Origin of the sequence: Lentzea sp. JNUCC 0626 (assembly GCF_043632865.1) — a bacterium.
Taxonomy (GTDB): Bacteria; Actinomycetota; Actinomycetes; order Mycobacteriales; family Pseudonocardiaceae; genus Lentzea.
Genome location: NZ_CP171635.1, coordinates 361,141 through 378,831, shown reverse-complemented (window position 1 = coordinate 378,831; position 17,691 = coordinate 361,141). Strand labels below are relative to the sequence as shown.

The 17,691-nt window shown below is 68.5% G+C and carries 17 protein-coding genes; 9 read left to right on the top strand and 8 right to left on the bottom strand.

What is annotated here, in order from left to right; all coding sequences use genetic code 11:
* Positions 1-64 precede the first annotated feature (64 nt).
* From JNUCC0626_RS01825 to JNUCC0626_RS01810, 4 genes are read left to right on the top strand one after another with little or no spacing between them, the layout of a single operon-like run.
* Positions 65-1,240 (top strand): pyridoxal phosphate-dependent aminotransferase, encoded by a 1,176-nt coding sequence (locus JNUCC0626_RS01825; protein WP_394617861.1) that lies wholly within the window; start codon positions 65-67, stop codon positions 1,238-1,240.
* 39 nt (positions 1,241-1,279) lie between these two features.
* A complete protein-coding gene (locus tag JNUCC0626_RS01820; RefSeq protein ID WP_394617860.1) occupies positions 1,280-2,878 on the top strand; it encodes a DUF4331 domain-containing protein in 1,599 nt (532 codons plus the stop codon).
* Positions 2,875-4,176, top strand: a complete 1,302-nt coding sequence (locus JNUCC0626_RS01815; protein WP_394617859.1) for a tetratricopeptide repeat protein — start codon at positions 2,875-2,877, stop codon at positions 4,174-4,176. The genes JNUCC0626_RS01820 and JNUCC0626_RS01815 overlap by 4 nt, the downstream gene beginning before the upstream one ends.
* A complete protein-coding gene (locus tag JNUCC0626_RS01810; RefSeq protein ID WP_394617858.1) occupies positions 4,173-5,588 on the top strand; it encodes a nickel/cobalt transporter in 1,416 nt (471 codons plus the stop codon). The genes JNUCC0626_RS01815 and JNUCC0626_RS01810 overlap by 4 nt, the downstream gene beginning before the upstream one ends.
* Before the next feature lie 66 nt (positions 5,589-5,654).
* On the opposite strand, the gene JNUCC0626_RS01805 is transcribed toward JNUCC0626_RS01810, so the two are convergent.
* Positions 5,655-6,419, bottom strand: a complete 765-nt coding sequence (locus JNUCC0626_RS01805) for an anti-sigma factor family protein (RefSeq protein WP_394617857.1) — start codon at positions 6,417-6,419, stop codon at positions 5,655-5,657.
* Between the two features lie 207 nt (positions 6,420-6,626).
* On the bottom strand, positions 6,627-7,376 hold the full coding sequence (locus JNUCC0626_RS01800) for a TetR/AcrR family transcriptional regulator (protein WP_394617856.1): 750 nt from the start codon (positions 7,374-7,376) through the stop codon (positions 6,627-6,629).
* 100 nt (positions 7,377-7,476) lie between these two features.
* On the opposite strand from JNUCC0626_RS01800, the gene JNUCC0626_RS01795 reads away from it, so the two are divergent.
* Both JNUCC0626_RS01795 and JNUCC0626_RS01790 read left to right on the top strand, forming a co-directional pair.
* A complete protein-coding gene (locus JNUCC0626_RS01795) occupies positions 7,477-8,415 on the top strand; it encodes an ATP-binding cassette domain-containing protein (protein WP_394617855.1) in 939 nt (312 codons plus the stop codon).
* A complete protein-coding gene (locus JNUCC0626_RS01790) occupies positions 8,412-9,191 on the top strand; it encodes an ABC transporter permease (RefSeq protein WP_394617854.1) in 780 nt (259 codons plus the stop codon). The genes JNUCC0626_RS01795 and JNUCC0626_RS01790 overlap by 4 nt, the downstream gene beginning before the upstream one ends.
* Here JNUCC0626_RS01790 and JNUCC0626_RS01785 read toward each other — a convergent pair.
* From JNUCC0626_RS01785 to JNUCC0626_RS01775, 3 genes are read right to left on the bottom strand one after another with little or no spacing between them, the layout of a single operon-like run.
* Positions 9,108-10,013 carry a lipopolysaccharide kinase InaA family protein gene (locus JNUCC0626_RS01785; protein WP_394617853.1) on the bottom strand — a complete coding sequence of 302 codons (906 nt, stop codon included), beginning with the start codon at positions 10,011-10,013 and terminating at the stop codon, positions 9,108-9,110. The genes JNUCC0626_RS01790 and JNUCC0626_RS01785 overlap by 84 nt on opposite strands.
* 37 nt (positions 10,014-10,050) lie before the next feature.
* Positions 10,051-11,451, bottom strand: a complete 1,401-nt coding sequence (locus JNUCC0626_RS01780; protein ID WP_394617852.1) for a carboxylesterase/lipase family protein — start codon at positions 11,449-11,451, stop codon at positions 10,051-10,053.
* 35 nt (positions 11,452-11,486) lie between these two features.
* Positions 11,487-11,903 (bottom strand): MarR family winged helix-turn-helix transcriptional regulator, encoded by a 417-nt coding sequence (locus tag JNUCC0626_RS01775; protein WP_394617851.1) that lies wholly within the window; start codon positions 11,901-11,903, stop codon positions 11,487-11,489.
* A gap of 58 nt (positions 11,904-11,961) precedes the next feature.
* Between JNUCC0626_RS01775 and JNUCC0626_RS01770 the strand changes: the two genes are divergently transcribed.
* Positions 11,962-12,483, top strand: a complete 522-nt coding sequence (locus JNUCC0626_RS01770) for a DUF6790 family protein (protein WP_394617850.1) — start codon at positions 11,962-11,964, stop codon at positions 12,481-12,483.
* On the opposite strand, the gene JNUCC0626_RS01765 is transcribed toward JNUCC0626_RS01770, so the two are convergent.
* Positions 12,480-13,334 carry a bile acid:sodium symporter family protein gene (locus tag JNUCC0626_RS01765; protein ID WP_394617849.1) on the bottom strand — a complete coding sequence of 285 codons (855 nt, stop codon included), beginning with the start codon at positions 13,332-13,334 and terminating at the stop codon, positions 12,480-12,482. The two genes, JNUCC0626_RS01770 and JNUCC0626_RS01765, sit on opposite strands and share 4 nt — an antisense overlap.
* 126 nt (positions 13,335-13,460) lie before the next feature.
* Between JNUCC0626_RS01765 and JNUCC0626_RS01760 the strand changes: the two genes are divergently transcribed.
* Together JNUCC0626_RS01760 and JNUCC0626_RS01755 are read left to right on the top strand one after the other, a co-directional pair.
* On the top strand, positions 13,461-14,159 hold the full coding sequence (locus JNUCC0626_RS01760) for an LLM class flavin-dependent oxidoreductase (RefSeq protein WP_394617848.1): 699 nt from the start codon (positions 13,461-13,463) through the stop codon (positions 14,157-14,159).
* Complete coding sequence (locus JNUCC0626_RS01755; protein ID WP_394617847.1) at positions 14,099-15,043, top strand: DUF1152 domain-containing protein; 945 nt, start codon at positions 14,099-14,101, stop codon at positions 15,041-15,043. The genes JNUCC0626_RS01760 and JNUCC0626_RS01755 overlap by 61 nt, the downstream gene beginning before the upstream one ends.
* Here the strand turns inward: JNUCC0626_RS01755 and JNUCC0626_RS01750 are convergent.
* Both JNUCC0626_RS01750 and JNUCC0626_RS01745 read right to left on the bottom strand, forming a co-directional pair.
* Positions 15,037-16,080, bottom strand: a complete 1,044-nt coding sequence (locus tag JNUCC0626_RS01750) for an MFS transporter (RefSeq protein ID WP_394617846.1) — start codon at positions 16,078-16,080, stop codon at positions 15,037-15,039. The two genes, JNUCC0626_RS01755 and JNUCC0626_RS01750, sit on opposite strands and share 7 nt — an antisense overlap.
* Before the next feature lie 148 nt (positions 16,081-16,228).
* Positions 16,229-17,563: a cellulose binding domain-containing protein gene (locus tag JNUCC0626_RS01745; protein ID WP_394617845.1), complete on the bottom strand. Its 1,335-nt coding sequence runs from the start codon at positions 17,561-17,563 to the stop codon at positions 16,229-16,231.
* Between the last annotated feature and the right edge of the window lie 128 nt (positions 17,564-17,691).

The following is a 17,691-nucleotide window of genomic DNA, read 5'->3' as shown; positions in this document are numbered from 1 at the left end:
ACCGCGATGAACATCGGCACGTATGCCCCGATGTCGGAAACGGACCGAGGGACGGAGTGATCGCGTGCGGCATGGTGTGGACTCGGGTCTCTTCCAGCAGACCGCGCACAGCCCGTCCTACTTCGAGCTGTCGCGGACGGGTGCGGGCGAGCTCGTCGACTTCTGCATCCCGTGCAATCCGTACTTTCCGACCCCGCAGATGTTCGAGGAGCTCTCCAAGAACCTCGAGGCGGTCCTGAAGTTCTACCCCAGCGACTCGTCGAAGATCGCGGCCCAGCTGAGCGCCGTGCTGGGGCTCAACCCCGCCACGATCGCCATGTCGAACGGGTCCACCGAGCTCATCACGTGGATGGACCACATGTGGATCCACGAGAGCGTCGCGATCCCGATCCCGACCTTCGGCCGCTGGACCGACCAGCCGATGGAGAGCAACAAGCGCGTCGACATGTTCCTGCTCCAGGAGAGCAACAACTTCGAGCTGGACATCGACGAGTACATCAAGTTCATCCGCGCTCGCGGCAGCAAGGTGGCCGTGATCTGCAACCCGAACAACCCCGACGGCGGCTACCTGCCGCGCCGGGAGATCGTCCGCTTCATGGACGAACTGGCCGACCTGGACCTCGTCGTCATCGACGAGTCGTTCATCGACTTCGTCGAGGTCGAGCGCAACCCGAGCGTCGCGGCCGAGGCGTCCATCCGGCCCAACGTGGTCGTGCTGAAGAGCCTCGGCAAGAACTTCGGTCTGCACGGCATCCGGTTCGGCTACCTGGTCGCGAACCCGGGTCTGGCCGGGAAGATGCGCCAGATCCTGCCGAAGTGGAACCTCAACTCGTTGGCGGAAACGGTCGTGTTCATGCTGGCCGAACACGAGGCGGAGTACGCCGAAAGCCTGCGTCTGCTGTCACGGGACAGGTACCGGATGGGCATGGAGCTCTCGCGCATCCCGGATCTCACCGTCTACTCCTCGCAGGCCAACTTCCTGCTGGTCAAGCTCGGCGGCGGCATGGACGGCCGCGAGCTCAGGGACCACCTGCTGTCCCGCCACCAGGTCTTCATCCGCGAGTGCGGCAACAAGCTCGGCATGACCAGCAAGTTCGCCCGGCTGGTGGTGCGGCCCGAGCACGACGTCGACCGGCTCGTGGAGGGCATCCGCGACTTCACCCAGGCGAGGTGGACGAACGACCACGCAAGCCATTCGAGCCATTCCAGCGAACCGTCGCTGCTGATGCACAGCGCCTGACAGCGCACCTGAACCATTTCTCCGAAAGGTTGCCCAGAAATGTCATCACCGCACGCCCTCAGCGGTCGGCGCGGCCAGGTGGCTGCGGCCGCGCTGGTGGCCGCCACACTGCTGAACGCGGCCATGTTCGGCGGTAGCGGCGCCACGGCGTCGTCTCACCGCGAGGCTCCGCTCATCGCGGGCGACCCGGCCGTGGACAACACGGACCTGTACGCGTTCGTGAGTCCTGACCACAAGGACACCGTGACGCTGGTCGGCAACTGGTCAGGGTTCCAGGAGCCCAACGGTGGCCCCAACTTCTTCCCGTGGGCCGAGGACGCGCAGTACGACTTCAACGTCGACAACGACGGCGACGCGAAGCCCGACGTCACGCTGCGGTTCACGTTCCAGACCGACGACCGGCGCAAGAACAACACGTTCCTGTACGCCAACGGTGTCGTGGACTCGCTCGACGACGAGAACCTGCTGTTCCGCCAGCGCTACAACCTCGAGGCCATCTACCAGAACGGCCAGAAGGTCAAGCTGGCGAACAACGCCCCGGTGGCGCCGTCCCCGAACGGCCCGGCGTCGATGCCCGACTTCAAGAAGCTGCGCGACCAGGCCGTCACGCAGATCGCGGGCGGTGGCAAGGTCTACGTGGGCCCGTCCGAGGACTCGTTCTTCGCCGACCTGCGGGTGTTCGACCTGCTCTACGGCGGCAACCTGAGCGAGGTCGGCCAGGACACGCTGCGCGGCTACAACGTCAACACGATCGCGATCCAGCTGCCGAAGAACGCGCTGGCGCTGCGCAACGACAACCACCGCAACCCGAACATCGGCATCTGGAGCACCACGCAGAAGCGCAGCCTGAAGCTCTCGCCGGGCAAGGCGGAGCCGACCGGTGACTTCGTGCAGGTCTCGCGGCTGGGCAACCCGCTGGTCAACGAGGTCGTGGCGCCCGCGGGCCTGAAGGACGCGTTCAACGGCCTGCGCCCCGACCAGGACGCGAACGTCAAGGAACTGGTGGACCGGGTCGTGAACCCGGAACTGCCGAAGCTCATCGAGGCGATCTACAAGATCCCGGCGCCGCAGGGCCAGCGCGACGACCTGGCCGAGATCTTCCTGACCGGCATCACGAAGAAGCTCGGCGCGCAGATCAACGCCGACCTGAACTCGCAGGTCAACAACCAGGACGCGAACGCGCAGAAGTTCCGCCCGGCGGAGATGCTGCGGCTGAACATGATGATCGACCCGAACGCCAACCCGAACCGCCTGGGCCTGCTCGCCGGTGACACGCAGGGCTTCCCGAACGGCCGTCGCCTGACCGACGACGTGGTGGACATCGCGATCCAGGCGATGGAGGGTGCCGCGGCGTCCGGCAAGCTCGTCGACGCGCTCGCCACCGGTGACAAGGTCGACGCGAACGACCAGCCGTTCGAGGCGAACTTCCCGTACGTGGGCCTGCCCCGCAACGGCACCGCGGTCAACACCTCCGGCAACAGCGCCGAGGTCGCGGTCAACCCGGTCGGTCAGATCGGCAACATCGACCCGATGGCCATGACGACGGCGGTCGGCTCGGCGGTCGTGTTCGGCGCGGGCTTCCTGTTGTGGCGCAAGCGTCAGCAGCACATCCGCAAGTACGGGTCGCACTCGAAGTGAAGTACCAACAACAGCAGGCCGTCGCGGTGGTTCTCCTGGTCACCGCGGCGCTTGCTTACCTAGCCGCCTCCGGTCCTGCCGACAGCAGGGCCGGGGGCGCGCCCCCTGCGCCGGTGGTTCCGGCCGTGGCGCAGCAGAACCAGATGCACAAGGTGGTGCACCAGCTCCAGCAACGGCTGCACGAGCTCCCACAGGACAAGGACTCCTGGGCGAGGCTCGGATCGTCCTACGTGGAGCTGGCACGGGTCACGGCCGACCCGGCGTATTACGCGAAGGCCGAAGGTGCTTTGAAGAACGCGGGTGACACGGGCCTCGCCGCCATCGGCATGGGGACGCTCGCCAACGCCCGCCACGACTTCCACGCGGCCCGCGACTGGGCCGCGAAGGCGATTGCCGCACTGCCCGCCTCCGCGGAGGCCCACGGCGTGCTGGCGGACGCGTTGACGCAGCTCGGCGACGACGCGGGCGCGGAGGAGGCGGTGCAGAAGATGCTGGACCTCAAGCCCAACACGGCGTCCTTCGCCCGTGCCTCCTTCCACTTCGAACTCCACGGGAACGTCGACGGTGCCCGCGACGCGATGGACCGCGCGCTGAAGGCCTCGACGACACCGGAGGAGATCGCGTTCTGCCGTTACCGGCTGGGCGAACTCGCGTTCGACCACAACCAGTTGGACGTTGCCGCGCAGCACTACGAGCAGGGACTGGCGGCGAGAGGAGACGACATGACTCTCACTCAAGGCATGGCGAAGGTCGCGGCGGCACGGGGTGACGCTCCCGTCGCGCTGGACTCGTACCGCAGGCTCGTGGCGCGCGCTCCCCTGCCCCAGTACCTGCAGGAGTACGCGGAACTGCTGGAGGCCAACGGGAAGACCGAGGAGGCCGCGCGGCAGTACGCGGTGCTCTCCGAGCAGCAACGACTGATGGAGTCCCAGGGTGCTTCCGACGATCTGGCCGCGGCCCTCGTCGCCGCAGACCGCGGTGATGGCATGCAGGCGCTGCGCCGCGCGGAAGCCGAGTGGAGCCGACGACAGAGCGTCTTCGTCGCCGACGCCATGGCGTGGGCACTGCACGTCAACGGAAGGGACGCGGAAGCGTTGAGCTACTCCGACCGCGCGGTGGCGCTGGGCTGGCAGAACGCCACGTTCTCCTACCACCGCGGGATGATCCTGGCCGCGCTCGGCCGCGTCGCCGAGGCCCAGGAGGCGCTCGTGCAGGCACTGCGGCTGAACGCGAACTTCTCCCCGCTCCAGTCCCTCAAGGCAGGCCGCAAGCTCGCGGAGCTGCGAGGCGGCAGGTGAGCCTGTCCAGCTGGGTGGTGCGACCCGTTCTGGTGGTCGCGTTGTTGCTCGCCGGCATCTTCTTCATCAACGGTGAAGCGTCCGCCCACCCGCTGGGCAACTTCAGCGTCAACCACTACCACGGGCTGCACCTGCACCCCGACCGGATCGATCTCCGGTCCGTGGTCGACGTGGCGGAGATCCCGACGTTGCAGGAGAACCTCAAGGCCCGCGACGCGAAGCAGTGGTGCGACGAGGTGTCCCGCACCGACCGTTCCTACGTGGACGGACGGCAGATCTCGTGGACGCTCTCCAGTGCCGGCAAGGACCATCCGCTCGGCCAGGCCGAACTCGCCACGACGCGGCTGGTCTGCGAGTTCACCGCCAAGGTGGACCTGGACCGGCCGGCGCGGCTCGAGTTCCGCGACGAGTCGAACGCCGACCGGGTCGGCTGGCGGGAGATCACCGCCGCCGGCACCGGGGTCAGGATCGCCGACTCGAAGGTGCCGACCGCGAGCATCAGCGACGAACTGCGCACGTACCCGGAGGACCTGCTCAGCAGCCCGATGGACGTGCGCAGCGTCGCGTTCAGCGCCGAACCGGGCACGGGGTCCGAGCCGAAGCAGGCGTCCGGCTCCCCCATCCAGTCCTTCAGCGTCACGGCCGCCAAGCTCAACGACATCCTGGGCAGCGACGACCTCACGCCGTGGCTCGGGTTCCTGGCTTTGTTGCTGTCGTTGGTGCTCGGCGCCTCGCACGCCGCGTTGCCCGGTCACGGCAAGACGCTCATCGCGGCCTATCTGGCCGGACGGCAGGGCACGCCCAAGGACGCGTTCATAGTCGGTGCGTCGGTCACGGCCACGCACACCGGTGGCGTGCTGATCCTCGGCCTGATCATCAGCGCCTCCAGCGCGTTGGCCGGGGAACAGGTGCTGCGCTGGCTCGGCCTGGTCAGCGGTGTGCTGATCGCCGGGATCGGCGTGATGTTGCTGCGGTCGGCCCTCTCGGCTCAACGCCAGCCCGCGCTCGCCGGTGCCCTCACCGGTCATGGACACGGGCACGGCCACGGACATGGGCACGGTCATGGCCACGGACACGGTCATGGGCACGGCCACGGCCACGGGTACTCCCGCGCGAGCCTCATCGGCATGGGCGCGGCCAACGGACTGGTGCCCTCGCCGTCCGCTCTCGTGGTCCTGCTCGGCGCGATGGCGCTCGGCCGCACGTGGTTCGGCGTCCTTCTCGTCGTCGGCTACGGAATCGGCATGGCCGGCACGCTCACCGCGGTCGGACTGCTGCTCGTGAAGGCGCGGGAACGCGTGGAGAAAATCCTGGACGGCCGCGCCACTCGCCTGCTGTCTCATTACGCACCGGTGGGCACAGCCGCGATGGTCATCGTCGTCGGCGGCTGGCTGACATTGCAGGCCGTCTAATTACACCAATGCAACTCGAAGGGCCCGGATTCCGAAGAATCCGGGCCCTTCGTGTGTTTCCGTCCCTTACGACAGGTTCGCCACCACGATCGACTTGCCCTCGGCAGTCTCGACCGCGATCGACTTCACCTGCTCCGGCGGGACGCTCACGTTGACCCGCAGCTTGGAGCCCTCGACCCGTTGCTTCTCGGTCGTGGTCCAGGCGAAGGCCTCGGTCTTCGTCCCGTCCGTGCCCACCACGATCAGCTTGCACTTCTGCGCGGCGGCCAGTCCGTCGACGTTCGCCGACACCAGGTACCGGTCCTGTGAGGACTGACCGATCTCCGCCACCAGCTTGATCGCACCCGCCGTCCCCTCGCCCGTGCGAGTGGAGGCGATGCTCGTGCTCGGTGCCTCGTTCTGCATGAACACCGCGGCACCCCCGAACGCGACCACCGCGGCGACGGCCGCGGCGGCGAGATAGCCCGGCCAGCGCCGGGACTTGGCGTGCTGCGGTGAGGGAAGGTCCTCCACCGGCGGCGGCGCCGGACTGGCTCTCAGACGAGGAGCGGACTCCCGCTGCTGCGGGATGACCGACTCCTGCCTGATCTGCCGCAACGTGCGTTGCAGCAGCAGGTCCGACGGCATGGGCAGGTCGTCCTCGAGCTCGTGCAGAAATGCCTCACGAGGCACGTCGTCAAGTGCTGTTCGGATCCGATGGAAGTCGGCGACCTGCGCACGGCAGGACGGACAGCCCCGAAGGTGCTGCTCCACGCCAAGACTCTCGTGCGCGTCCAGAACGCCGAGCGCGTAGCAGCCAAGGGTGACCGCGTCGTGCGCGCCAGCTGTCATACGACCTCCTCGTCGTCCCGATTCGACCCCCGCGGCGAAACGGTGTCACGAAGGAAAACGGGCAGATAGGAGTGGTCGGTTCAGCGTTCGAACGAGTTCATTCTGATTGCGCATAACAATGGCATTACGTAACCGCCCAACTACCCTTCCGCACCGCGCTGAGCTGCCCTTTTCACTCGATCGGACGACTCAAGGTGCCTTGAATGACTACAGGCACGTCTGTGGACGAACCAGCGGTCGATCCTCGGACTCAATGAACACCGCGAGGCCGTCCAGGACCCTCGCCAGACCGAACTCGAACTCGGGAAGCAGGCGGTGGAAGCCGCCGGTGTTCCAGATGTGGTTCATCATCGGCAGCCGCTCGGGCGTGAACTGCTCCCAGAGCTCCTCCCGGCCGTTCCACCAGTCCTCCTCGGAGATGCCCGTCTCCCGTTCGGACTGGATGCGGTCGGCCATCGTGCGGCCGACGCCGTCGACGAACTGGGCCACCGTCGTCACCACCGCGACCATCTCCTCGGACGCGAGCCCGAGCCGCGACACGGCGGCGTAGGCGGCGTCGTTGCGGGTCATGGACTGCGGGCCGGGCACCCGGCGCGAGGTCGTCAGCTGGAGCATCCACGGGTGTGCGCGGTACATCTCCCACATCTGCCGCGCGAAGAACTCGAGGCCGGCGCGCCACTCCCCCTCCGGCGTGTGCTCGGTCTCGCCCCACACCGCGTCGACCATCAAGTCCAGCAGCTCGGACTTGCCGGGGACGTGCCGGTAGAGCGCCATGGCGGTGCTGCCGAGCGTCTCGGCCACCCGGCGCATGGTGAGCGCGTCGATCCCGTCCGCGTCGGCCACCTTGATCGCCGCCTCGACCACCCGCGACTGGCTCAGCGCGGCTTTCGGCCCCCTGGTCGCCTCGGCCGGCGGCTCCCACAGCAGCCGCACGCTCCGGTCCCGATCGCTCTTCACCCAACCCCCTCGTTCACAACGCGCTTGCATGTGAATCCTAGAACCGTGTACAACGTACACCTCGTCTACAACGTACGCAGTTAGTCACGGGGGTGAAGTCGTGGGACACGCGGTGCACGCGGAAGGCCTGCGCAAGAGATTCGACAAGAACTGGGCGCTCGACGGGTTCGACCTGTCCGTGCCCGCCGGAACGGTGTGCGGGCTGCTCGGCCCGAACGGCGCCGGCAAGACCACGGCGGTGCGCATCCTGGCCACGTTGCTGCGCCTGGACGGCGGCCGCGCCGAGGTGGCGGGCCACGACGTGGTGCGGGAGGCACCGGCGGTGCGGCGGCAGGTGGCGTTGAACGGTCAGCAGTCCACGGTCGACGACGTGCTGACCGGCAAGGAGAACCTGATCATGTGGGGCAGGCTCTACCACCTGTCCAAGAGCCAGGCCGCTGCCCGCGCCGACGAGCTGCTGGAGCAGTTCGGCCTCACCGACGCGGCAGACAAGCGGGCCAAGCACTACTCGGGCGGCATGCGGCGGCGCCTGGACCTGGCGTCGAGCTTCATCATGCGGCCGTCGGTGCTGTTCCTGGACGAACCGACGACCGGCCTCGACCCGCGCAACCGCGGCGAGGTGTGGCGCGAGGTGAAGCGGGTCGTCGCCGAGGGCACGACCGTCCTGCTGACCACGCAGTACCTGGACGAGGCCGACCAGCTCGCGGACCAGATCGTGGTGATGGACACCGGCCGCGTCGCCGCGCAGGGCACGCCGGAGGGGCTCAAGTCCAAGCTCGGCGGCGACCGGATCGAGGTCGTCGTCCGCGACGCCGACGCACTGCCGGTCGTGGCGGACGTGCTCGGGCCGGACGCCGAGATCGACCCGGACGCGTTCCGGGTGAGCGCGGCCGTCGCCGACCGGGTCGCGGCGCTGACCCGCGTGACGTCGGCGTTGGCGGCGAAGGGGGTCGAGGCAGAGGACATCGCTTTGCGGCGACCGACGCTGGACGAGGTCTTCCTGGCGATCACCGGACACAAGGCAGAGGTGCGGGCATGAGGTACGCGGTCGTCGACTCGTGGATCGTCGCCAAGAGGGATCTGATCCACTGGCTGCGCGAGCCGGTCAGGGTGTTCGCGAACCTCGCCTACCCGGTCATCTCGGTGCTGATCTTCGGCCTGGTGTTCGGCAGCGCGATGAACGTCTTCGGCGGCGGCGACTACATCGAGTTCCTGATGCCGGGCATGTTCGGCCAGACCATCGCGTTCGGCGTGGCCACCACGATGATGATGGTGTCGATGGACGCCGACCGGGGCGTCACGGACCGGTTCCGCGCGTCGCCGATGTCGCAGACCGGCGTGGTGGCCGGGCGCAGCATCGCGGACCTGGTGAACTCGTCGCTGGAACTGCTGGTGCTCGCGCTGTGCGGGCTGATGATCGGCTGGTCGTTCCACGACGGGTTGCCGGGCGCCCTGCTGGCGTTCGCGTTGTTCCTGTGGCTGCGGTTCGCGCTGGTCTGGGTGGGCATCTACCTCGGTCTGCTGGTCAAACCCGAGGCGGCGCAGGCGTCCTGGATGTTCCTGTTCCCGCTGACGATGTTCGCGAACACGTTCGTCTCGCCGGAGCTGATGCCGGGCTGGCTGCGGGTGGTCGCGGAGTGGAACCCGCTGTCGTCGACGGTGGCGGCGGCGCGCGAGCTGTTCGGCAACCCCGGGGTCGGCGGTGACTCGTGGGCCGCGCAGAACGCGCTGCTACTCGCGGTGCTGTGGCCCGCGGTGTTCGTGGCGATCTTCTGGCCTCTGTCGGTCCTGAAGTATCGCAACCTCAGCCGCTAGCGCGTTGCCCGCTAACCCTTGCCGGGTGAGTTCGCTGTCCAGACGAGTGCATCGTGGTGCCGACCCCCGCCCCTCATATTGGACATATGGGGGGGGCGGGGGTCGGTGCCGCGAGGCGCTCTGCTGGGCACCGAAATCGCCCGGTAAGGATTGCGGGCAGCGCGCTAGGTCGTTCCGGAGCTGGTCGGCGAGCCACTTCGCGAGGAGTCGCCGCCAGCTCCGGATCCGCGCCAGTTTGTCGGCGCTCAGGGTCCTGTCGTCCTCCCACTCCCGCCAGTCCGCGCTCGCGAGCCAGCCGATGCACCCCGCGATCCGGTGCACGCGCAGCAGGTTCGGGTCCGGGGTGGACCCGTAGCCGCCCCAGAACGCCTGGGGCAGCACGGTTCCGTGCAGGTAGAGGTGTTCCTCGAACGCCGCCAGCTCGTCGAGCGGGTTGCCCTGGCCGGGGTTGTCCCAGTCGATCAGCGTAGCCTCGCCGTCGCCCACGATGATGTTGTGGAGGTTGACGTCGTTGTGCAGCAGGCCGATCCGGTGGATCTTGAGGAACGCCCGGCCGATGCTGCGCCAGACCTCTTCGGACACGGGCAGCGCGTCCGCGAGCGTGCGGCCCTCGACGTACTCGACCAGCACGTCGCCGCGGCCGTTGTGCGCGAGGATCTCCGGCGCTCCCGGCACGACGAACTTCGGCAGGTCGCGGGCCACCTTGGGTTGGCGCAGCACGGCTTTGCGGCCGTCCGCGAGCGTGACGAGGTGCAGGACGTTGGTGAGACCCTCGCCCTGCAACGGCTCGACGTGGACCGCCGTCCGCAACAACGGGAACATGGGCCCACGGTCTAACACGCCGGAGGTCAGGCCTCGGTTAACGCCAGAGTGCGCACCGGTGGTCGGCCGGCTGGACCGGCCGGGTCGCGAAGAGCCGCACCTCGTGCGGTGACCAGCCAGGACGCCCGGTCCTCGCGAACCGGGACCACGCCTCGACCATCCCGGCCGACAACTCCTGCTGCTCCGGTGTGAGCGTCGCCCCGGCGTAGTCGAACAGGAACGGCAGTTCCGAGCCGTGGTAGGCGCCGTACGGGAAGTCCGGCATGTCCGGGAAGATCATCGGCGGGTCCGGCTCGGCGAACTCGTAGCCGAACGCCCCGGTCTGCGCGCGCAGTTCGGCGGTCGGGCAGGCCGAGGTCATGTCCGAGAGGGCCTGCGAGAGCGGCACTCGTTCGTCGCCACCGGCCGGCGGGTAGGCGGCGAGGATCCGTTGTGCTTTGGTGGCACCGAATCCGTCGACCAGCGCCTGCTCGTACCCCTGGGCGTCGAGTGGCGGGTAGAACCACGCGGCGAACACCGAGAACTCGTCGCGCGCGGTGCCCGTGAGCACCGGGATCCGGTGGAAGCGGCCGGCGCGCATCGCCGTGACCGGGTTCTCCGGCAACGCTTCCGTGCCGTAGGCGGGCGACGCGAATCCCGGTAGCGCCTTCACCTCGGCGAAGTCGAGTGCGCGCAGGCAGGCGATGTCACGGCAGCGGGTGGCGGTGGCGCCGAGGCGTTCGACGTCCTCGCGGGAGCGCCAGGCGTGCTCGATCCGGTTCTCCCCTGCCGGGGTGCCGAACGCGCACGGTCCACTCTGGATGATCGCCTTGTGGACCAGGCCGCGGGTCTGCGGCGTGGTCAGCTGGGCACACGTCGACAGCCCGCCCGCCGACGCCCCGAAGAGGGTGACGTTGCGGGGGTCGCCGCCGAACTGCCGGATGTTGCGCTGGACCCAGCGGAGCGCGGCCTGCTGGTCGGCGAGCCCGAACGCGCCCGACCCCGCGAGGCCGGGAAAGCCGAAGTAGCCGAACGCGCCGAGCCGGTAGTTGATCGTGACGACGACCGAACCGTTGCGCGCCAACCGGTCCGGGCCGTAGTCGGCCCCGGCACCGGTGGTGAAGCTGCCGCCGTGGATCCAGACGAGGACGGGCGTGCCGAAGGCTTTCCGAGGTGCCGTGACGTTGAGGTACAGGCAGTCCTCGGCGGCTTCGCAGCTCGGGCCGGGCCGGTCGGCGGCGCGCACGCCCTGCCAGCGTCGGGCCGGCTGCGGATCGCGCCAGCGGTTCTCCCCGACGGGCGGGGCGGCGAAGGGAATGCCCTGGAACGAACGCAGGGCTTCGGTGGTGGTTCCCGACACGAATCCGGTGTCGGTGCGGACGAGTCCCGCGGCATGGGCGGGAACGGCGGTGGCGGCGAGAAGTGCGGCCGCGAGCACGATGGTTGAGGTTGAACGCATGTCTCGCCCAACCTAACGCCGGCCGCAACCGCGTTTCACCGCTCCAGGATCTCGGCCAGCCGCAGGGTGTCGTCCAGGTACCGCTCGTACGGGAAACCCGCCGCGAGCAGGGCGGTGCGGAGTTCGTCGTACATCGGTTTCCCGTTGTCGTGGAACGCTTTGCTGCCCGCCTCGGTGAGGCTGACCAACCGCCGCCGCGCGTGCTCGGGGTCGACGCGCACCTCCACGTGCCCCGCCGCCTCCAACGGCCGCAGCGCCCTGCTGATCGCCGGGTCGGAGACCGACAACGCCTGGGCGAGCTGGTGCTGCGTCGCCGGTTGGATCTCCTCCAGCATGCCCAGCAGCCGCAGCTGGCTGTAGCTGAGCCCGCCGGGGTCCGCCTCCCGCTGCCGGGCGGCTTCTCCGAGCAGGTACACGACCCGATGCAACAGGTCCGCGAGTCCGTCGTCCACGAGAGCGATCTTACCCCAATGTTGCGCGGTTAATATTAACCATGCAACACTCGAAGCTATGGACACCTACAGCTACCTCGCCCAGACCTCGTTTCCCCTGCTCTGGCTGCTGATCGCGGTCGTCGGAGCGGTCGTGCGCACGCGCCGCAGGCCGTCCCCCGCAGCCCGCCTCGAGACCTGGCAGCGGTGGTGGGCGGGCGCCGCGCTCGGCGGCGGCAGCGCGTGGCTCGTCGTCGCGTTCCTCGTCGTCCCGGACGAGATGGCGGCCACGATCGGCTTCGCCCGCACCCCGTTCGAGTTCGAGATCGCCTTCGCCAACCTCGCCCTGGCGGTGCTGGCCTTCCACGCCGCGTCGGCGTCGGCCACCACCAGGGAACGCGTGCTCGTCGGCGTGGGCGCGGGCATGTTCCTGTGGGGCGCGGTGATCGGGCACGTCCACCAGTGGTTCGCGGCGGGCAACCACCAGCCGGGCAACACCGGCGGCATCCTGATCTACGACGTGCTCGCGCCCGCCGTCCTGATCGTCCTCGCGCTCAGGGCACAGCGACTGGCCGCCACGCCCGAACCGGCGACTGCCTAAACAGCGGTCTTGTCGCGGGACAACAACCGTGCCGCCACCGCCGCCGGCACGTACATCAACACCCCGTACACGGCGGGCGGAATCGCCATCGTCTCGTCGTTCAGCACGGTCAGCGCCAGCGTGATCGCGATCGTCGCGTTGTGGATGCCGATCTCCATCGCGCTGGCGATCGCCTGCTTGCGCTCCACCTTGAACAGCCTCGGCACGTAGTAGCCGATCAGCAGGCTGAAGATGCTCAGCAGCAACGCCACCGGCCCGAGCGTGCCGATGTTGTCGATCAGCTGCTCGTAGGCCTGCGCGATCGCCGCGATGATCACCAGCACCAGCACCACCACGGACGCGATGCGCACCGGGTCGTTCATCTTGAGCGCCCACGCCTCGAACTTGCGGCGCACCAGCATGCCGATCGCCACCGGCACCAGCACGATCGCGAACACCTGCACGAACTTCGCCGGCTGCAACCCGACCTCGGCGTTGTCGGCCATGAAGTGCGCCATGCTCAGGCCCACCACGAGCGGCAACGTGAACACCGCCAGCACCGAGTTGATCGCGGTGAGCGTGATGTTGAGCGCCACGTCCCCGCCCGCCAGGTGGCTGAAGAGGTTCGCGCTCGTGCCGCCCGGCGACGCGACGAGCAGCATCATGCCGACGGCCAGCACGCCCTTGAGCCCGAACGCGAACACCAGCCCGAGGCAGATCGCGGGCAGCACGATCACCTGGCAGACGAGCGCGATGACGGCGGCCTTGGGGTACTTGGCGACGCGCGCGAAGTCGTCGACGGTGAGCGTCAGGCCGAGGCCGAACATCACCAGGCCGAGCGCCAGTGGCAGGAAGATCTGTACGACTAGCACGGCGGCCTCCGCGAATGTCCAGCTTTGTGCAGTTTGATCTGTTCGGAAGATCCTGGCGTTACGCCCGCCTCGATGGAATCGGCCAGGTGGCGGTAGCGGCGTCACGATCCGGGCACACTGGACGCCGTGCAGATCGGCGTCTTCACCGCGGGCGAGCAGGACCCGGCCGGGATCGTGGCCCTGGCCCGCGCGGCCGACGCGGCGGGGTTCGACGTCTTCGCGGTCGGCGAGCACCACAACCCGCCGTTCAGCTCGTCCTGCCCGGCCACGCTCCTCGCCCACATCGCGGCAACCACGACGATCGCCCTCTCGACGGCCACCACGCTGATCACCACGAACGACCCCGCGCGGCTCGCCGCCGACTACCGCACCCTGGACCTGCTCGCCCCCGGCCGCACCGACCTGGTGCTGGGCCGGGGCAACACCGCGAAGGTGTTCGGCTGGTTCGGCAAGGAGATCGAGTACGGCCTGCCGCTGACGTTCGAGAACTACGCGCAGCTCCGCGCGTTGTGGCCGAACGGGCCGTACGTCTGGCACGCCTGCACGCGCTCCCCCGAGATCGCCGACCTCGCCGCGCACCACGACGACGGCCTTTTCGTGTTCGCCGGCCAGACCGAGCACGTGGCGAGGTACCGGGACCAGGCCGCGCACCCGCGACTGGGCGTGCTGGCCGACGACCTCGACGACGGTCTCGCCCACGACCCCGACCGGTTGCTGATCAAAGTCACGAGCCCCGCGGACGTCGAAAAGCTATGGTCGCGGGTGTGTTCAGCCTTGCCACACCACCGCTCTTCGCCCGGCTCCGGGCAGCGAACAACGTCCTGATCGCCGGCGCCGGTGGCGGCTTCGACGTCTTCGCCGGCATCCCGCTCGGCGTCGCGCTGCGCGACCTCGGCAAGCGCGTGCACTACGCGAGCCTGAGCTTCAGCGACCTCGAACGCCTCGACCTCGACGCGTGGCTCGAGCCGGGGCTCGCCGCCGTCGAGCCCGAGACGTCCGGTGAGGACGCGTACTTCCCCGAACGCGAGCTGGCGCGGTTCCTCGGCAGCACCGTCTACGCGTTCCCGCGCACCGGCGTGCGGCCGTTGCGCGCCGCCTACCGCACGATCATCGAGAAGCACGACATCGACGCCGTCGTCCTGGTCGACGGCGGCACGGACATCCTGCTGCGCGGCGACGAACAGCACCTCGGCACGCCCACCGAGGACATGACGAGCCTCGCCGCGGTCACCGGGATCGACGGCGTGGTCAAGATCGTGACGAGCCTCGGGTTCGGCATCGACGCGCACCACGGCGTGTGTCACGCGCACGTGCTGGAGAACCTGGCGGCGCTCGACAAGCGCGGTGCGTACTTCGGCGCGTTGTCCATCCCGTCGGACAGCCACGAGGCCCGCGCCTACACGACCGCGGTCCGGCAGGCGCAGGAGGCGACGCCGTTGTCGCCGAGCATCGTGAACGGCCAGATCGCGGCGTCGTTGCGGGGTGAGTTCGGCGACGTGCAGTTCACGACCCGCACCGAGGGCAGCGAGTTGTTCGTGAACCCGTTGATGGGCGTGTACTTCAGCGTCGATCTGGACGCGCTCGCGGAGAGCGTGCACTACCTGCCGTCGCTGCAGAAGACGCGGACGGCGTTCGACGTGGCCCTCGCGATCGAGGAGTACCGCGAGGGCGTGGACGACCGCCGTCCGAGGCGCGCGCTTCCTCACTGACGCCGCACCACCAACGCCACCACCAGGATCATCACGGCGACGGCGAACGCCGAGCCCAGCACCCACAGTCCGTAGACCGCGAACGCCACGAACTCCGACCCGATCGCGGCCACCGACGTGATGGTCGCGCGGGCGTCGGACTCGATCCGGTGCTGGAGCTCGGTTTCCACGTGCACGAGCACGAACCGGTACAGGCCGTAGAACAGTCCCAACAGGACGATCGCGACCGGCACCGCCAGCCACGCCGCCACGAGCAGCAGCAGGCCCGAGGCGAACAACACCCAGCCGCGGAACGGCAACCGCCCGGCGAGCGACGCACCGGCCGCGCCCAGCAACGGCACCCCGATCGTCGCCATCGGCACCCACACCGTCGGCACGTGCCAGTCCTGGGCCAGCAGCGTGAAGTACTCCTCGAACGCGTCGATCGCGTAGACCAGCGCCACCGCGAGCACCGCGCGTTTGATCGGCACGGACGCGCGCAGGCCGGTCTTCAACGTGTCGAGGTAACCGAGTTCCTCGTCCTCGTCGTCGCCGCCGCGTTCAGGTTCGGGGAAACGCAAGGCGATCACCGACGACGCCAGCAGCACGACGACGGACACCCAGCCCGCCAACTCGTAACCGCCGGTCGAGAACAGCACGGTGGCGACGACCGCGACCGGCACCTGCGAGATCAGCTCGATGGTGTCGATGCGCGCGTTGAGGCGTCCGTACTGGTCTTCGTCGCCGTTGGCCGCGAGCCCGTCGTACACCAGGGCCTCGAACGACCCCGACTGCAACGTGCCGCCCAAGCCCCACAGCACGAACCCCGCCGCGAACCCCCAGAACGAGGGGAACACGATCCAGGCCGCGTGCCCGAGTGCTTGCAGCACACCGGAAACGACCAGACAGCTCCGCCGCGAGAACCGGTCGGCCAGCGCTCCGGACGGCACCTCGAACACGACCGCGGTCAGCGACCAGATCGTGAGCAGCACCGAGATGGAGGCGTCCGACAGCCCGCTGTCGGCGAAGAGCAACGCGTACAGCGCGTAGATGGGCACGAGGTGCGAACACCACGCCCACGCCGTCGCGGTTCGGGATAGATCAGGTGAAGATCAATGTCGTCGACGCATGACACAAGACTAAGCCGCCAGCGCCACTGAATAAATGGCGCTGACGGCGTGTAGTCGCTTACCTACCGGAGCGTGCTCAGAAGCCGGCGGTGATCTTCGTGAACGCCAGCTCGGACTGCTGGATGCCCGAGCAGCTCGCGGAGACCTGCCCGTCGCAGCCGCCGCGGTCGCGGTTGACCGACCAGAAGGCCAGTCGCCCGAGGCCGTTGGACTTCGACCAGTCGCGGATCGCGGTCCAGTCGTCGACTGTGGTCAGCTCACGCTGGTCCGACAGCCCGTTCATGCCGGAGATGCCGACGTGCTTGAACGCCTCGGCGTCGCTCCAGCCGAACGTCGACTTGAGCTTGTTCTTGAGCCCCGTCGCCGCGTTGATGGTGTCCTGGCGGACGTTGGAGCTGCCGAAGTCGAACGGCATGATCGTGAACACGTCGATGTTCGCGTTCAACGCCTTCGCCTGGTCGATCAGCCGGTTGCCGTGGAAGTTCGGGCCGGTGGTCGACGTGCCGAAGGTGACGATCGTCTGGATGCCCGGGTTGTTCTGCTTGACGATCCGCAGGGCGTTGACGATCCGGTCGGCGACCTCGGCGTTCTCGAACTCGTCGGTGTTCTCGATGTCGATGTCGATCGCCTTGAGCCCGTAGGCGTTGATGACCTGCTGGTACGCGCCGGCCAGCGCCTCGGGGGTCGAGCAGTTCGGGCCGAGCTTGTTACCGCTCCACCCGCCGAACGACGGCACGATGTCACCACCGGCCGCGCGGATCGCGTTGATCGTCTGCTGGTCGACCCCGCCGGTGAGCGGCCGCTGGCCGTCCCACGCGGGGTTGCAGCCGCCGCTCGACAGCACGAACGCGAGCGTGAACCACTTGACGCCGGTCTGGCTCATGACCTGTGTGGCGCTCTGCGGGTTGCCCCAGCCGAGGTACAGGTACGGCGCGCCACGGCCGTTGCCGGGCAACGGCGGGTTCGACGTCGTCGTGGTGGTGGTCGTCGTGGTCGTCGTCGGCGGGTTGCCGGTGCCGTCGCACGAACCGCCGTTGACCTTGCAGTTGGACGGGCCGGCGCCCGATCCCTTCACGGTGAAGCCGAAACTGGTGCTGCCGCCCACCGGGACGGTGCCGTTCCAGGTGCTGCGGACCGTGATGTTCTGGCCGTTGGCCGCGTAACTGCCGTCCCAGAGCGACGCGATCGACTGCCCGCTCGGCAACGTGAACTCGACGGTCCACGACGAGAGCGCGGACCCGCCGCTGTTGGAGATCGTGTACTTGGCCTCGTAGCCGCTGCCCCAGTCCGACGTCTTCGTGAACGCCGCCGTCACGCCCGACGCGCCGCTCGCGGGTGCGGCGACCACGCCTCCGACCACGGTGGCTATCGCCAGCCCGAGAGTCAGGATCTGCCAGCGAAACTTCTTCATGGTGCTCCATTCACGTGCAGGGGGTACGTGATGAAGGGCACGTTAACTGGTCTAAACCACCTGTTCAAGGGGATGAAACGGACACTGTTTGTGCTGGTACAGACGTTGGATGAGAACGCTCTCACCTT

Bases quoted from the DNA above. Each gene is read 5' to 3' on its own strand.
- JNUCC0626_RS01790 (WP_394617854.1), top strand. From the start codon at position 8,412: ATGAGGTACGCGGTCGTCGACTCGTGGATCGTCGCCAAGAGGGATCTG.
- JNUCC0626_RS01780 (WP_394617852.1), bottom strand. From the start codon at position 11,451: ATGCGTTCAACCTCAACCATCGTGCTCGCGGCCGCACTTCTCGCCGCC.
- JNUCC0626_RS01820 (WP_394617860.1), top strand. From the start codon at position 1,280: ATGTCATCACCGCACGCCCTCAGCGGTCGGCGCGGCCAGGTGGCTGCG.
- JNUCC0626_RS01745 (WP_394617845.1), bottom strand. From the start codon at position 17,563: ATGAAGAAGTTTCGCTGGCAGATCCTGACTCTCGGGCTGGCGATAGCC.
- JNUCC0626_RS01805 (WP_394617857.1), bottom strand. From the start codon at position 6,419: ATGACAGCTGGCGCGCACGACGCGGTCACCCTTGGCTGCTACGCGCTC.
- JNUCC0626_RS01785 (WP_394617853.1), bottom strand. From the start codon at position 10,013: ATGTTCCCGTTGTTGCGGACGGCGGTCCACGTCGAGCCGTTGCAGGGC.
- JNUCC0626_RS01770 (WP_394617850.1), top strand. From the start codon at position 11,962: ATGGACACCTACAGCTACCTCGCCCAGACCTCGTTTCCCCTGCTCTGG.